Raw genomic sequence first — 14038 nt, 5'->3', positions numbered from 1 at the left:
GCGTCATTGCTTTCATTCACAGGAGACCCGCATGAAAATCGTTGAAATCCGCGAAAAGACCATCCCCATCTCTTCCCCCATCCGCAACGCCTATATCGATTTCAGCAAGATGACCTTGAGCCTGGTGGCCGTCGTCACGGACGTGATGCGCGACGGCAAGCCCGTCGTCGGCTACGGCTTCAATTCGAATGGCCGCTACGGCCAGGGCATGCTGATGCGCGAGCGTTTCATTCCCCGCATCCTCGACGCCGATCCTGCTTCGCTCGTCACGGATGACGGCGGCAACCTCGATCCGCACAAGGTGTGGGATTGCATGTACACGAATGAAAAGCCGGGCGGCCATGGCGAGCGTTCGGTGGCCATCGGCACCATCGACATGGCCATCTGGGATGCCGTGGCGAAGATCGACAACAAGCCCTTGTTCCAGCTGCTGGCCGAGCGCCACGGCACGGGCGTGCCCGATAAAAAAGTCTTCGTGTATGCGGCGGGCGGCTATTACTACCCGGGCCAGAGCCTGTCCGCCCTGCAGGATGAAATGCGTAGCTATATCGACCGCGGCTACACGGTGGTCAAGAAAAAGATCGGCGGCGCTTCGCTCGATGACGACTTGCGCCGTATCGACGCCATCATGGATGTGCTGCAGGATGGGCAAAAGCTGTGCGTGGATGCGAACGGCCGCTTCGACCTCGATACGTCAATCGCCTACGCCAAGGCGCTGCGCCAGTACGACCTGTTCTGGTATGAAGAGGCGGGCGACCCGCTCGACTTCGAGCTGCAGGCCACCCTGCGCAGCTATTACGACAAGCCGATGGCGACGGGCGAAAACCTGTTTTCCATGCAGGATGCGCGCAACCTGATCCGCTATGGCGGCATGCGCGCCGACCGTGACTGGCTGCAATTTGACTGCGCCCTCAGCTACGGCTTGGTGGAATATTTGCGCACGCTGGACATGCTGCACCAGCACGGCTGGTCGCGCAGCCGCTGCATCCCGCACGGCGGCCACCAGATGTCCCTGAATATCGCGGCCGGCCTGGGCCTGGGCGGCAATGAATCGTATCCCGATTTATTCCAGCCCTTCGGCGGTTTTCCCGATGGCGTCAAGGTCGAAAATGGCCACATCACCATGCCGAACCTCGTCGGCATCGGCTTCGAGGGCAAGGCGAACCTGTATGCGGAAATGCGCGCGCTGAGCGGGCATTAGCCTCAGGCCGGCGCCTGCCGTTTCATGTGTGCGGCGGAACTGGTCTTCCCCAGCGGAACAGCCACATGATGGCAAGCTTGGTCGTGGCGCTCACGCTGGCCAGCAGCAGCAAGGGCCAGCCCGTCGACAGGCCCATGACGCAGGCAAAGAAGATGGTGCTGGCATCCATCGCCAGGATGAACTGGCTCATTTTCAGGGACACGGCGCCCGTCCTGCCCGAGCGCCAGATCAGGCCGATCTGGTGCGCATAGCCCTGCGCCAGCAGCACGGTGACGGCGACGATCAGGCTTTGCGAGATCACGCGCTTTTCATCGGTGAAGGTGGGGCCGAATAGCAATCCCGCCACACCCGCGCCCAGTAGCAGCGCGCAGGCCAGCAGCGCATTGCGCGATGCCCGGCTGCGGCGGTCGCGGTCGATTTCATACAGGATGCCCAATGCGATCAGCGAGGCGATCAAACGGGGCCAGACGATGTAGTGGTTGAATGGCGTGATCGAATAGCCGTACACGAAGAAGGCGCAATACGCGAGGAAGCTGACGGTGAACTGGTTGATGGACAGGATGTCCGTCGTCTTGCCGGCGCCGATGCCGGCATCGCGCTTGCGCTGCCAGATTTTTTGCAGCTGCGACCACAAGCCAAACAGGCTGACGACGATGAAAAGGGAATTGAGGCTGCCGGCGAGGGCGTAGAGGGAAGGGGGCTGCAAGGTGTCTCCTGGGATGGCAAGGTATCGCTGCCGTGACAGGCAGCCTTGTCTATACATTTTATTTGGCAACATGCTCTCATGAAATAAATTGGCAGGCAAGCAATGCTTTTACTGCAGCCTCCTGTTGCAGCGAAACTTGCCTGAACTCACCTGTTCCTGAGCTTGCCACTATAATCACGGCATGACTTTCTTATCACTGCGTGCCCGCTCCGTGCTGGCCACCCTCGGCAAAATGGCCGTTTCCCTGATTATCCTGTTGACTGCATTGTGGGGCGCGCTGGCGCTGTGGTACCAGCTGTCCGGCGGCACGGCGGCGCAAGCCATCGGCGCGCTGCTGTGGGCTGCGCTGGGCGTGGCCAGCATCGCGCTGTGGTGGACGCGCGGCGACGCGCGCGTGCTGCTGCCGTATGCGGCCGGTTTTATCCTGCTGCTCGTGTGGTGGAGCCTGATCGCGCCGAAACAGCAGCGTGTGTGGGCCGACGACGTGGCGCGCAATGTGACGGGCTCCGTGAAAGGCAATCTCGTCACCCTGGACAATGTACGCAATTTCGATTGGCGCAGCGATGACGACTACACGGTCAAGTGGGAGCAGCGCAGCTACGACCTCGACGAACTGCGCACGGTGGACACGGCGCTGTCGTACTGGACGGGGCCGTACATCGCGCACACGCTGATCTCGTTCGGCTTTGCGGACGGGCGCTTTTTGACGTTCTCCATCGAGATCCGCAAGGAGAAGGGCGAGAGTTTTTCCGCCATCGGCGGCTTCTTCAAGCATTTCGAGATGAGCCTGATCGCCGCCGACGAGCGCGACATCCTGCGCGTGCGCACGAATGCGCGCGGCGAGGACATGCACCTGTACCGCGTCATGATGCCCAAGGCGGCCATGCGTTCACTGTTTCTCGCCTACCTGGACGAGGCGCAAGCGCTGAAGAACCAGCCGCAGTTCTACAATACGCTGACGGCCAACTGCACCACCATCGTCTTCGAGATGGTGCGCCGCATCGTGCCGGGCCTGCCGCTCGACTACCGGCTGATGGCCTCGGGCTACCTGGACCGCTACCTGTTCGACGTGCAGGGCCTGGTGCCCGGCCAGACCTTCCAGCAGCTGCGCGATGGGGGCCACGTCACGGCACGCGCGCGGGCGGCCAACGGCGATGCGGATTTTTCGCACGCGATCCGCCGCGGCATGCCGGGCTACGATGACGCGGGTTATCCGAAGCTGCAAATGCCCACGCAGTAGCTGTCTGCCTTATACTGTCACCATATCCGACCGGCCGCCTTTCGCGGCCGGTCTCACTTTACGAATAAAGAAGGCCCGCTATGCCATTTTCCTCACTGGGTCTGATTCCCGCCCTGGTCCGCGCCGTTGACAAGGCCGGCTATGCCGCGCCGACGGCCATCCAGGCGGCCGCCATTCCCGCCATCCTGCGCGGCAGCGACGTGCTGGGCGCGGCCCAGACGGGTTCCGGCAAGACGGCCGCCTATGCGCTGCCGCTGCTGCAGGCGCTGATGGCGCCCGTTTCCGGCCCGCGCCAGGTGCGCGCACTGATCCTCGTGCCCACGCGCGAGCTGGCGGCGCAGGTGGGGCAGACGGTGCACGCGCTGGCCAAGCCGTTGCCGATCAAACTGAAGATTTCCGTGCTGTTCGGCGGCGTGTCGATCAATCCGCAGATGATGGATTTGCGCGGCGGCGCCGATATCGTCGTTGCCACGCCGGGCCGTTTGCTGGACCTGGTGCGCCAGAACGCCGTGAAGCTGGGCGGCGTGTCGCTGTTTGTGCTCGACGAGGCCGACCGCCTGCTCGACATGGGTTTCAGTGAGGAGATCAACGCCATCCTCGCGCTGCTGCCCAAGCAGCGGCAAAACCTGTTCTTCTCGGCCACCTTCCCCGACAGCGTGCAGACGCTGGCCGACAGCCTGCTCAAGGAACCCGTGCGCATCGAGGTGGCGTCCGAACCGCAGGACAAGCCCGACATCGTGCAGCGCGCCATCACGGTAGACGTGCCACGCCGCACGCAGCTGCTGCGCTACCTGATCCTGCAGCAGCAGTGGGAGCGCGTGCTGGTGTTCGTCGCCACCAAATACGCGGCCGAACACGTGGCCGACAAGCTGCAGCGCGCGGGCCTGCACGTGGGCGCCTTCCACGGTGAATTCAGCCAGGGCACGCGCAGCCAGCTGCTGGCCGACTTCAAGGCGTGCCGCTTGCAGGTGCTGGTGGCCACCGACGTGGCGGCGCGCGGCATCGACATCGCCGGCTTGCCGGCCGTCGTCAACTATGACTTGCCCCGTTCGGCCGTCGATTACACGCACCGCATCGGCCGTACGGGCCGCGCCGGCGAAAGCGGCACGGCCATCAGTTTCGTGACGGCCGATACGGAAGCGCATTTCCGCCTGATCGAAAACCGCAACGACTTGCGCATCGTGCGCGAAGTGGTGGCCGGTTTCGAGCCGACGGAATTGCCCGCACCGGTGAACCCCGTCACGGACACGGTGAATGGCGGCGTGAAGGGCGCGCGCAAGAGCAAGAAGGACAAATTGCGCGAAGCGGCTGCCAAGGCGGCCGAGGGCAATTAAATCCGCCTTATGTGCGCTAGCCGCTTGAACGGCCAGCCGTCCCGCTTTAAGATGATGTTTCTATAAAGCAAGGGGACGGGAATGCACAGGATCATGATCAAACGGATGGCCGCTGCCACCTGCTCGCTGGCGCTGGCCGGTTGCGCCGGCATGGGCGGAAACAATGGTTCGGCCGGCATGCAGATGCCGGGCAAGACGCCTGCCGATGCCGCCGTGGCCGCCACCTGGTACAACCCGCCCAGCGAATTTCCCGGCATTTGCCTGACCCAGTTCAAGGATGGCAGCCTGCGTTTCGATGGCGGTTTCGTCTTTTTCAACCCGGGCCGCTGGGCGTACGATGGCGCCGCGTCCGAACTGCGTTTGCAACTGGCGCCGACGCCGTCGCTTGAACTATCGCACGCGCAAATCGTCCAACATATGAACCTGTTACGCATTGAGGCGGACAAGAGCACGCTGGTGTATGGCGTGAACGCCGATACCAAGGCCATCGGCCTGGGCGGTTTTGTGTTTTACCGCGACACGCCTTGTCCTGCACAGCGCGGATAAGTGCCGGATTAGTGTCATACGGGAATATTTAGTCGTATAATTTCAACGCAAGCTGGCTGCCGCGCAAGACTAGCAAGATTGTCACGTGCGGCAGATTCCCCCTCCAGGCAAGCTCCGATTTCGCCATGGCGATGAGAGGATGGTCCGATGGATGTGCACGACGAGCATGGCATGCCGGGTACTGCGGCGCTGGCGGCGGATGCCGGGCAGCAGGCCGTGGCCCCGCCGCGCACCTTGCTGCTGGTCGATGACGAGCCGAATATCCTCGCTTCCCTCAAGCGTTTGCTGCGGCGCGATGGCTACCATATCCTGACGGCCAACAGCGGCCAGGAAGGGCTGGACGTGCTGGCCGGCCATACGGTCGACGTGATCGTCTCGGACCAGCGCATGCCCGGCATGCTGGGCGCCGACTTCCTGCGCAAGGCCAAGCTGCTGTGTCCGCAAACGATACGCATCATGCTGTCGGGCTATACGGAATTGCAAGCCGTCACGGACGCCGTCAACGAGGGCGCCATCTTCAAATTCCTCACCAAGCCCTGGGAAGACCATCAGTTGCGCGAACATATCGCCGAAGCCTTTCGCCTGAAGGGCATCGACGACGACAATGCGCGCCTCAATGCGCAGCTGCGCGACGCCAACCAGGCGCTGGCGGCGGCCAATGCCGCCATGCAGGCGCTGGTGCGCCAGCAGCAGCATCAGATCAGCCGCGACGAAGTCAGCCTCGGCATCGCGCGCGAATTGCTGCAATTTTTGCCGCTGCCCGTGATCGGGCTCGATGAGGATGGCATGATCGCCTTCATCAACGCGGCGGCGGCCAATCTGTTCGAACGGGGCGCGGCCCTGCTGGGCAACGAGGCGGCGATCGTCTTGCCGCAGCTGTTCGACGGGCAGGGCGCACCTCGCCTGGCCGCCATCGATGGCCAGCCGTATGCCGTGGCCGTCCATCCGATGGGCCTGCATTCGCGTTCGCGCGGCAGTCTCGTCACCCTCAGTCGCCATGGAGTGGGTACATGAGTGAAGGCGGTCGCGAGATTTCCATGGAACAGGCGCAGGAAGGCATGGTGCTGGCGCAGGCGCTAAGCGATGCCAGCGGCACCGTGCTGCTGGCCCAGGGCGCCACCTTGACGGCGGCGAACCTGACGGCCTTGCGCAGGCGCAATGTGGAGAGCTGCCACGTCGTCATGGACGAGGTGGTCGACCCCGTCGCGCAAGCGCATGCCGAGCAGGAACGGCTGCGCCGCCTGGAACGGCTGGCCGTGCTGTTCCGCGCCACGCCGGCCGATTCCGCCGGGGCCGAACTGCTGGCGCTGCTGCAGCGCTACCGGCAAGGGGGCGCCACATGACACGGCTCAGTTTTGAACACATCATCCGCCAGATCCAGGAGCTGCCTTCGCTGCCCGTGGTGGTGCTGGAGCTGCTGTCGAGCATGGACCAGGACGACACGGACGTGCACGTGCTGGCGCAAAAGATCGAGCTGGACCAGGGCCTGGCGGCAAAGACCCTGCGCATCGCCAATTCCTCGTTCTATGGCATGCAATCGAAGGTCACGAGCATCCCGCAAGCCGTTTCCGTGCTGGGCTTTCACAGCATCCGCACCGTCGTGACGGCTTGCGCCCTGACGGGCAGCTTCGCGCCCGTCAGCGGCGGCTTCGATTTCCAGGCATTCTGGCGCCATTCGCTGGCCACGGCCGTCGCCGCGCGCCTGCTGGCGCCACACTTGCGCGTCAATCCCGAAACGGCGTTCACGGCCGGCTTGCTGCACGACCTGGGCACCCTGGTGCTGGTGACGCGCTTCCCGGCCGAGCATGCGCTCGTGCGCAGCTACCGCCAGGCGCATGACTGCCAGATGGCCGATGCGGAACTGGCCGTCATCGGCATCGATCACGCGCAGGTGGGCAGCGCCCTGGCCGCCTACTGGAAGTTCCCCGAGGCGATACAGCAGGCGGTGGCCGACCATCACAGCATCGACCGTCTGGAAGTGGGCGGCTTGCCGCTGGCCGTGCATCTGGCCAATGCCGTCGCCCTGGCGCTCGACCTGGCCGGCGTCGACGATGCGCTGGTGCCGCCCCTGTCGCCTGCGGGCTGGCGCAGCATCGCCCTGGACGAACAGGCCTGGCTGGCGCTGCTGGGACAAACGGAACACACTTTCGATGAAATGTCGCGGATCATGCTGGCATGAACAAAAAAGAGGCCATGGAAACAGACGCAGGGCAGGTGCTGCCCGCCACGCCGGAGCGCCGCCAGGGTGATTCCGTCGCGCTATCGGCATTTTTCGACGGCCATCCCGTGGCCACTTTCGCCATCGACACGGACCACGTGGTGACGCACTGGAACAGCGCCTGCGAACAGTTGCTGGGCTTTACGGCCGCGGAGATGGTCGGCACGCGCGACCACTGGAAGGCGTTTTATATGCAGCCGCGCGCCTGCCTGGCCGACCTGCTGGTGGCCGATGATATCGCGCTCGGTGAAAATGACCGCTACCTTGGCAAGCTGAAGCGCTCTTCCGTGATCCCCGGCGCCTACGAGGCCGAGGATTTCTTTGCGCATATCGGCCCCGACGGCCACTGGCTGCATTTCACGGCGGCGCCCCTGCGCGACCGTCAGGGGCGTCTGGTGGGCGCCATCGAAACCCTGCGCGACGTGAGCGAGCGGCGCTTTGCGGAATTGGCGCTGCGCAAGGCGCACGACAACCTGGAACACCTGGTGGCCGAGCGCACGGCCCAGCTGGCCGAAATGAACGAGCGCCTGGCCGACGATATCCGCCAGCGCCAGATCGCCGATCTGGAATTGCGCGAGCGTAACCTGGCCCTGACGGAATTGAACAGCAAGCTGTCGCTGGCCCAGCAAAAGCTGCTGCAGTCGGAAAAACTGGCATCGATCGGCCAGCTGGCCGCCGGCGTGGCGCACGAGATCAACAATCCCATCGGCTATGTGTTTTCCAATTTCGGCACCCTGGAAGGCTATCTGGACGACCTGTTCAGCATGCTCGACGCCTATGAGGAAGCCGAGCCGGCCGTCGCCGACCCCGTGGTGGCGGCGCGCCTGCGGGCGCTGCGTGAACAGATCGACCTCGATTTCCTGCGCACCGACATTCCCATGCTGATGGGCGAGTCGAAGGAGGGCATTTCGCGCGTGCGCCGCATCGTGCAGGACCTGAAGGATTTTTCGCGCACGGATGCGCACCAGGAGTGGGTCTGGGCCGACCTGCGCCAGGGCATCGATACCACGCTCAATATCGTGAATAACGAGGTCAAGTACAAGGCCGACGTGGTGCGCGAGTATGGCGACATTCCCGATATCGAATGCCAGCCTTCCGAGCTGAACCAGGTGATCATGAACCTGGTCGTCAATGCCGCCCATGCCATGAACGAGGAGCGCGGGCGCATCACCCTGCGCACGGGCAGCGACAACGCGACGGAAGTGTGGATCGAGGTCGAGGACACGGGCGGCGGCATCGCGCCCGAACACCTGTCGCGCATCTTCGATCCGTTCTTCACCACCAAGGCCGTCGGCAAGGGTACGGGTCTGGGCCTGTCGCTGGCCTACACCACGGTGCAAAAGCATCACGGCCGCATCGACGTGCGCAGCGTCATCGGCCGCGGCACCACCTTCCGCATCACCTTGCCCATGCGCCAGGCGCAGGCCGTTGCACCATGACCGAACAGGACAGCATGAGTATGAGCATCAGTACCAGCGCCAGCATCGCGGCCGCGCCGCCCACCATCCTGTGCGTCGACGACGAGCCGAATATCCTGTCGTCGTTGCGGCGGCTGTTCCGTCCGCACGGCTACCGCGTGCTGACGGCCGATGGCGGCGCGGCCGGCCTGGCCCTGCTCGAGAGCGAGACGGTGGACCTGGTCATTTCCGACATGCGCATGCCGCACATGGATGGCGCGCAATTCCTGGCCCAGGTGCGCCAGCGCTGGCCCGGCACCATACGCTTGCTGCTGACCGGCTATGCCGACATCCAGTCCATCCTCGACGCCATCAACCAGGGCGAGATCTACCGCTACGTGACCAAGCCCTGGGACGAGAACGATATCGTGCTGGTGGTGCGCCACGCGCTGGAACGGCGCGCGCTGGAGCAGGAAAAACTGCGCCTCGAAGCGCTGACGGCCAGGCAGAACGTGGAGCTGCAGGCGCTCAACGCCAGCCTGGAAGCGAAGGTGGCCACGCGCACGCAGCAGCTGAAACAGTCGCACGACGAGGTGCAGGCGGCCAACGAGCGCCTGAAGGCCACGTTCGTGACGACCATCAAGGTGTTTTCCAACTTGATCGAAATGCGCGGCGGCAAGCTGGCCGGCCATGCGCGGCGGGTGGCCGAGCTGGCGCGCAAGCTGGCGCAGGCGCTGGGCCTGGAAGGGCAGGATGCGCGCGACGTGTTCATCGCGGCCCTGCTCAAGGATATCGGCAAGCTCAGCTTGAGCGATGACGTGCTGGAACTGCCGGCCAGCGCCTGGACGGGCGAGCAGCTGGCCGCGTTCCGCAAACATCCGCTGCGCGCCGAACAATTATTGATGGCGCTCGACGAGCTGCGCGCCGTCTCCGTGATTCTGCGCTCGCAGCTCGAGCGCTTCGACGGCGGCGGCTTTCCCGATGGCCTGGTGGGCCTGGCCATTCCGATGGGCGCGCGCATCCTGGCGCTGGCATCGGACTACGACGGCTTGCAGATCGGCGCCATGGTGCAGCGCAGCCTGCGCGCCGAGGAGGCCCGCACCCTGATCTACGACAGCGTCGGCAAGCGCTACGACCCGGCCGTCGTGGCCGCTTTCCGCAGCATCATGGACGAAACGGAACCGCCGGCGCGCGACCTGACCGTGCTGTCGGGCCAGCTGGAGCCGGGCATGGTGCTGTCGCGCGACCTGATCAGCCGCGACGGCCTGATGCTGCTGGCGGCCGAACACGTGCTGACTGCCCGCGTGATTTCCCAGCTGCTCGATTTCGAAGGCAAGAATGGCGGACGCCTGAGCATCCGCGTGTACGCGCCCGTCAAGGAAGGCTAAGGCGGGAAGGCTAGGGCGCTGGCGGGGCCGCCGGCGGCGAGACGGGCAGGTGCACGGTAAAGCGCGTGCCACGGCCCACTTCCGACGCCACCTCGATGCGTCCGCCGTGCTTGTTGACGATGCCGTACGACAGCGACAGGCCGAGGCCCGTGCCGCTGCCCACGGCCTTGGTGGTGAAGAATGGTTCGAAGATGCGGTTCAGGTGCTCGGGCGCGATGCCGGCGCCCGTGTCGCCGATCTCCACCCACACCCAGTCGCCGGCGTGGCCGGTGCGGATGCTGATCACGCCATCGCTGCTGATGGCCTGGCCCGCGTTGACGAGCAGGTTCATGAACACCTGGTTCAGCTGCGAGGCCAGGCAGAGTATCTGCGGCAGCTCGCCATAGTGCTTCTCGATGCGCGCCTTGTATTTCAATTCGTTGGCGACGATGTTGAGGGTGCTGTCCAGGCCAGCGTGCAGGCTGGCCACTTGCCAGTCCGTCTCGCCCACATGGGAAAAATCCTTCAGCGACTGCACGATGTCGCGCACGCGTTTGAGACCATCCATCGATTCGCGCACCAGGTCCACCATGTCGTCCTGCAGGAAGGCGAGGTCGGCCTGGTCGCGCACCTGGGCCACGCGCGCGGCCAGGGCCGGGCCGTCGGGCGTCTCGCGCATCGCCGCCTCATACTGGCCGATCACGCCGAACAGGGTGCCGACATAGCCTTGTAGCGAACTCATGTTGGAGTTGACGAAGCCGATCGGGTTATTGATTTCATGCGCGATGCCGGCCGCCAGCTGGCCGATGGAGGCCATTTTTTCCGATTGCAGCAGCTGGTCGTGCGCTTCCTGCAACTTGCTGATCAGTAGTTGCTGCTCTTCGCCGCGGGCCTGCAGCATCGCTTCCATGCGCTTGCGTTCCGTGATATCGGTCAGCGAGCCGATCACTTCGAACGGCACGCCGTGCTCGTCGCGCACGAGGCGCAGGCTGTCGTGCATCCACAGGTAGCTGCCGTCGTGCACGCGGAAGCGGTATTCATAGGCGCGCGCACCTTCGACGAAGATCTGCGCCAGGCTGGAAAAAATGCCGGGCGCATCGTCGGGGTGGATGTGGTCGAACCAGAAATTGGGATCGGCGACCATTTCCTCGGGCTGGTAGCCCAGTACATTGAGGGCATTGTTGCTGACAAACGTCATCTTGAAGTCGCCGCTGGGCACGGTGCAATAGATGATGGAGGGCGTATTGTCGAGCAGGTATTGCAGGCGCACGGCCGTGGCGGCCGGGGCGTCGGCATCGGGCGCCGTCCCGGCATGCCGGCCGGTATCGGGAGTAGAAAGGTCGAAATCCTCGAACTGCATTGTCACACCTCGCGGCCTGCACGGCATTGATGTCATCCTGGTTCGATTATGCCTGATTCTGCCTGCCTTGGGCCGTCATCGGCGCGCTCAAGGGGCCAGCGGCTGCTCGACGATCGCCATGCGCCGCGCGATGCGCTGCGCCGCTTGCGTATCGCCCGCCTGTTCGGCGCGCAGGCGCTGCACGCCCAGCCAGGCCAGCAGCGGCCGGCGCCAGCCCTGGTCAGAGGCGGTGGCCACGGCCGTATCGAGCAGCTCCGGCGTGGCGCGGCCCGAGCGCAGCAGCACGCCGGCGGCTACCAGCTGCGACAGCGGTTCCTTGATGGCGGCCACGGCGCTGGCGGCTGCCGTATCCGAGCTGGCGCTGGCGGCCGCCCGCTGCGCTTCCGGCAGCAGGGCGGCGTCGGCCGCCTGCGCCTTGCCGGCCAGCCAGGCCGCATACGCGCGATCGGCGTCCGTCGCGTCGGCTTGCAGAGCTTCAAAGCCGGCGCAGTCTTCGAATGCCAGACTGGCCACGCGTGCGGCGCAGCGCAGCAGTTCGATGCGCGCCACGAGATCGAGCTTGCCCGTGCCGGCGACCTGGCTGCGGGCGCGCCGGAATTCCGTCTGCTCGACCAGGGCGTTGCCGCTCAAATAAGCCGCTTGGAACCGTTCGACGGAACTTTGCGCATTCATTTTCCAGTCCGGCACGGGCGGGCCGCTGGAGCAGGCGGCGAGCGCGGCCAGGGTCAGTGCGGACAAGGTGGCGTTGAGTTTTATCATGGCAGTTTGATCTCCGGATTGCGCTTGAACGGCCATTTGCGGTTGATTTCATTGACCAGCTGCTCGACCTTGCGCAGATTGCTTTCCACGTCGGCGCGCAGCGGGCCCAGGTCGGCTGTGGCCGCCTTGGCGTTGGCGCCCACGGCTTGCGCTTCGACCAGCACGGCATCGACTTTTTTCAGGCTGTTGCGCGTGTCGGCCAGCAGGGCGTTCAGCTGCACGATGGTCGCCTGCGCATCCGTCATCACGCCCTTGTCGCCGAAGACGCGCGTGTCGGCATTGGCCACCAGGCCATCCGTGCGGCGCGCCAGCTGGTCCGCCGTGATCAGCAGGGCGTTGGCCCGTTCGATCAGCAGGCGCGACTGCTTGTCGTCGCCCGTCAGCAAGCCCATGGCGCCACCCGGACCACTGAGCTTGCCCGTCACGGCCTGCACGTTGCGCATGGTACCGTCGAGCGCGGAATCGGTGCCCGTCAGGTTGCCCAGGTTGTTCAGCAAGTCCTTGGCGGCGGCCAGCAGGCGGGGGATTTCCGCCGCCATGTCGCCCACCAGCAAGTCGCGCGTGGCGTCGTCGGGCAGCGGCGGGTCCGTCAGGATGCCGCTGTAGGCGCGCAGCTTGGCGCCGCCGACGATGCCCCGCTCCAGCGTGAAGATGGAGCTGGTGCGCAGCCAGTGCGCGTCTTTGCGCGGCACGTCGATGATGACGCGCGCGCGGCCGTCCGGCGCCAGCTCGATGCGCTGCACGCGGCCGATGGGAAAGCCGGAAAAGGTCAGGTCGGCGCCCACGCCGACGCCGTCCGAATCGTCGGCCGTCAGCACCAGGGTTTGCGTGGCTTCGAAGGCGCCGCGCGCATACATCAGGTAGACGACGGAGCCGACCACCAGCACGAACATGAAGACGAGCAGGATGGCCGCCTTCAGTTCGGCGTGGCGTACGGGCGGCGGGGCGGGCAGCACAGCGTCGGGCGCCGTGACGTCGGTCTGGTCGGGATTTTGAGGTTGGCTCATGGCTTCTGGCTCTGGTATGGGTGGTTCAAGGTTAGCTGGGCGGTGGCGGGCATCAGTAGTAATTGCCCATCAGCGAAGCCACTTCGACCAGCAGGATGACGGAAAACAGGCGCAGCATTTCGGACAGGCCGTGCGCGGCCCACAGGCGGTTGCGCCGGCCGTGCGGTTCTTCCGGATAGTACGACGAGGCCAGCGGGATCAGGGCCACGGCAAAGCTGAAGAAGATGACCTTGAGCATCAGGATCAGCGCCACGGCCGGATTGAAGATCTGTCCCACGACGCGCGTGTAGCCCTGCAGCGCCCACGGCGTAAAACCGTAGATGGTGATGTAGGCGAGGATCAGCGAGGTGACGCAGCTGACGATGGCCAGCATCCACACGGCGAAGATGCCGGACATGACGCGCGGAAAGTATTCGCGGCGCAGCAGGTCGACGCCCTGGCGCTGCATTTTCTCAAGCATGCCGGACGAGCGCATTTGCGCGAACGCAATGCCGTCGGGCAGGGTCAGGCGCAGCGCGACGAACAGGGCGGCCGTCAGGGGGATCAGTTCCAGCACCAGCACGCGCACCACCATTTCCAGCGCATAGCGCGACAGGCCGTAGCTTTGCGCGCTGACGACGACGATGCGTATCAGCACCAGGCTGACGAGCGCGCAGGCGACGCTGAACCAGACGAGATTGGGCGCCGTGTTCGTCACCAAGCGGTGCGCGAGGATGGGGCGGTTGTCGCGGTTATAGCTCGATGGCGACAGGGCCAGCGAAAACACGAGGATGGCGAAATGCAGCATGCGCCACCAGCTGACCAGCCAGGCCATGGTGGCCCGGTGCAGGCGGCGCAGGCTGATGATGAGGGAGACGGATAGGGTCATCATGGCATCTTAACATTGGATGCGTTCGTTACAAG

Annotated in this window: 14 protein-coding genes; 9 read left to right on the top strand and 5 right to left on the bottom strand. The window is 64.8% G+C overall.

Going from position 1 to position 14038, the window contains the following annotated elements; genetic code table 11:
- The first annotated feature begins 31 nt into the window (after nt 1-31).
- Nucleotides 32-1201: a mandelate racemase/muconate lactonizing enzyme family protein gene (locus tag AC4BCN_RS20575; RefSeq protein WP_490491632.1), complete on the top strand. Its 1170-nt coding sequence runs from the start codon at nt 32-34 to the stop codon at nt 1199-1201.
- Nucleotides 1202-1223: 22 nt separating this feature from the next.
- On the opposite strand, the gene AC4BCN_RS20570 is transcribed toward AC4BCN_RS20575, so the two are convergent.
- Nucleotides 1224-1907, bottom strand: a complete 684-nt coding sequence (locus AC4BCN_RS20570) for a hypothetical protein (protein ID WP_338679242.1) — start codon at nt 1905-1907, stop codon at nt 1224-1226.
- A gap of 181 nt (nt 1908-2088) precedes the next feature.
- Here AC4BCN_RS20570 and AC4BCN_RS20565 point away from each other — a divergent pair, with 181 nt between their 5' ends.
- From AC4BCN_RS20565 to nosR, 8 genes are all read left to right on the top strand, one after another.
- The gene (locus tag AC4BCN_RS20565) at nt 2089-3147 is read left to right on the top strand and encodes an Lnb N-terminal periplasmic domain-containing protein (RefSeq protein WP_490491631.1); all 1059 of its coding nucleotides are present in this window, start codon (nt 2089-2091) and stop codon (nt 3145-3147) included.
- Nucleotides 3148-3227: 80 nt separating this feature from the next.
- A complete protein-coding gene (locus AC4BCN_RS20560; protein WP_490491630.1) occupies nt 3228-4481 on the top strand; it encodes a DEAD/DEAH box helicase in 1254 nt (417 codons plus the stop codon).
- A gap of 93 nt (nt 4482-4574) precedes the next feature.
- The gene (locus tag AC4BCN_RS20555) at nt 4575-5027 is read left to right on the top strand and encodes a hypothetical protein (protein WP_490491629.1); all 453 of its coding nucleotides are present in this window, start codon (nt 4575-4577) and stop codon (nt 5025-5027) included.
- Nucleotides 5028-5174: 147 nt separating this feature from the next.
- The gene (locus AC4BCN_RS20550) at nt 5175-6041 is read left to right on the top strand and encodes a response regulator (protein WP_139089847.1); all 867 of its coding nucleotides are present in this window, start codon (nt 5175-5177) and stop codon (nt 6039-6041) included.
- Nucleotides 6038-6370: a hypothetical protein gene (locus AC4BCN_RS20545; RefSeq protein ID WP_490491628.1), complete on the top strand. Its 333-nt coding sequence runs from the start codon at nt 6038-6040 to the stop codon at nt 6368-6370. Before AC4BCN_RS20550 ends, AC4BCN_RS20545 begins: the two co-directional genes overlap by 4 nt.
- Nucleotides 6367-7206 carry an HDOD domain-containing protein gene (locus AC4BCN_RS20540; RefSeq protein WP_490491627.1) on the top strand — a complete coding sequence of 280 codons (840 nt, stop codon included), beginning with the start codon at nt 6367-6369 and terminating at the stop codon, nt 7204-7206. The genes AC4BCN_RS20545 and AC4BCN_RS20540 overlap by 4 nt, the downstream gene beginning before the upstream one ends.
- Before the next feature lie 14 nt (nt 7207-7220).
- On the top strand, nt 7221-8684 hold the full coding sequence (locus AC4BCN_RS20535) for an ATP-binding protein (protein WP_490491626.1): 1464 nt from the start codon (nt 7221-7223) through the stop codon (nt 8682-8684).
- A gap of 20 nt (nt 8685-8704) precedes the next feature.
- Nucleotides 8705-10030: a response regulator c-di-GMP phosphodiesterase, NosR family gene (gene nosR, locus AC4BCN_RS20530; RefSeq protein ID WP_490491625.1), complete on the top strand. Its 1326-nt coding sequence runs from the start codon at nt 8705-8707 to the stop codon at nt 10028-10030.
- Between the two features lie 10 nt (nt 10031-10040).
- On the opposite strand, the gene AC4BCN_RS20525 is transcribed toward nosR, so the two are convergent.
- The 4 genes from AC4BCN_RS20525 to AC4BCN_RS20510 form a co-directional block, all read right to left on the bottom strand.
- Nucleotides 10041-11369, bottom strand: a complete 1329-nt coding sequence (locus AC4BCN_RS20525; RefSeq protein ID WP_490491624.1) for an ATP-binding protein — start codon at nt 11367-11369, stop codon at nt 10041-10043.
- An 87-nt stretch (nt 11370-11456) separates the two neighbouring features.
- Nucleotides 11457-12128 (bottom strand): hypothetical protein, encoded by a 672-nt coding sequence (locus tag AC4BCN_RS20520; RefSeq protein WP_139089843.1) that lies wholly within the window; start codon nt 12126-12128, stop codon nt 11457-11459.
- Nucleotides 12125-13135, bottom strand: a complete 1011-nt coding sequence (locus tag AC4BCN_RS20515; protein ID WP_034749726.1) for an MlaD family protein — start codon at nt 13133-13135, stop codon at nt 12125-12127. Before AC4BCN_RS20515 ends, AC4BCN_RS20520 begins: the two co-directional genes overlap by 4 nt.
- Nucleotides 13136-13187: 52 nt before the next feature.
- Nucleotides 13188-14006: an MlaE family ABC transporter permease gene (locus tag AC4BCN_RS20510; RefSeq protein WP_128142558.1), complete on the bottom strand. Its 819-nt coding sequence runs from the start codon at nt 14004-14006 to the stop codon at nt 13188-13190.
- Nucleotides 14007-14038: the final 32 nt, after the last annotated feature.

This window comes from Janthinobacterium sp. Bl 1 (assembly GCF_058215535.1).
Note: the sequence above shows the minus strand (reverse complement) of the source record. Positions and strands in the feature narration are given on the sequence as shown.

Coding starts and splice junctions, on each gene's coding strand:
- AC4BCN_RS20535 (WP_490491626.1), top strand. CDS start 7,221: ATGGAAACAGACGCAGGGCAGGTGCTGCCCGCCACGCCGGAGCGCCGC.
- AC4BCN_RS20550 (WP_139089847.1), top strand. CDS start 5,175: ATGGATGTGCACGACGAGCATGGCATGCCGGGTACTGCGGCGCTGGCG.
- AC4BCN_RS20565 (WP_490491631.1), top strand. CDS start 2,089: ATGACTTTCTTATCACTGCGTGCCCGCTCCGTGCTGGCCACCCTCGGC.
- AC4BCN_RS20560 (WP_490491630.1), top strand. CDS start 3,228: ATGCCATTTTCCTCACTGGGTCTGATTCCCGCCCTGGTCCGCGCCGTT.
- AC4BCN_RS20520 (WP_139089843.1), bottom strand. CDS start 12,128: ATGATAAAACTCAACGCCACCTTGTCCGCACTGACCCTGGCCGCGCTC.
- AC4BCN_RS20545 (WP_490491628.1), top strand. CDS start 6,038: ATGAGTGAAGGCGGTCGCGAGATTTCCATGGAACAGGCGCAGGAAGGC.
- AC4BCN_RS20575 (WP_490491632.1), top strand. CDS start 32: ATGAAAATCGTTGAAATCCGCGAAAAGACCATCCCCATCTCTTCCCCC.
- AC4BCN_RS20555 (WP_490491629.1), top strand. CDS start 4,575: ATGATCAAACGGATGGCCGCTGCCACCTGCTCGCTGGCGCTGGCCGGT.
- AC4BCN_RS20540 (WP_490491627.1), top strand. CDS start 6,367: ATGACACGGCTCAGTTTTGAACACATCATCCGCCAGATCCAGGAGCTG.
- AC4BCN_RS20510 (WP_128142558.1), bottom strand. CDS start 14,006: ATGATGACCCTATCCGTCTCCCTCATCATCAGCCTGCGCCGCCTGCAC.
- AC4BCN_RS20515 (WP_034749726.1), bottom strand. CDS start 13,135: ATGAGCCAACCTCAAAATCCCGACCAGACCGACGTCACGGCGCCCGAC.
- AC4BCN_RS20525 (WP_490491624.1), bottom strand. CDS start 11,369: ATGCAGTTCGAGGATTTCGACCTTTCTACTCCCGATACCGGCCGGCAT.
- nosR (WP_490491625.1), top strand. CDS start 8,705: ATGAGCATCAGTACCAGCGCCAGCATCGCGGCCGCGCCGCCCACCATC.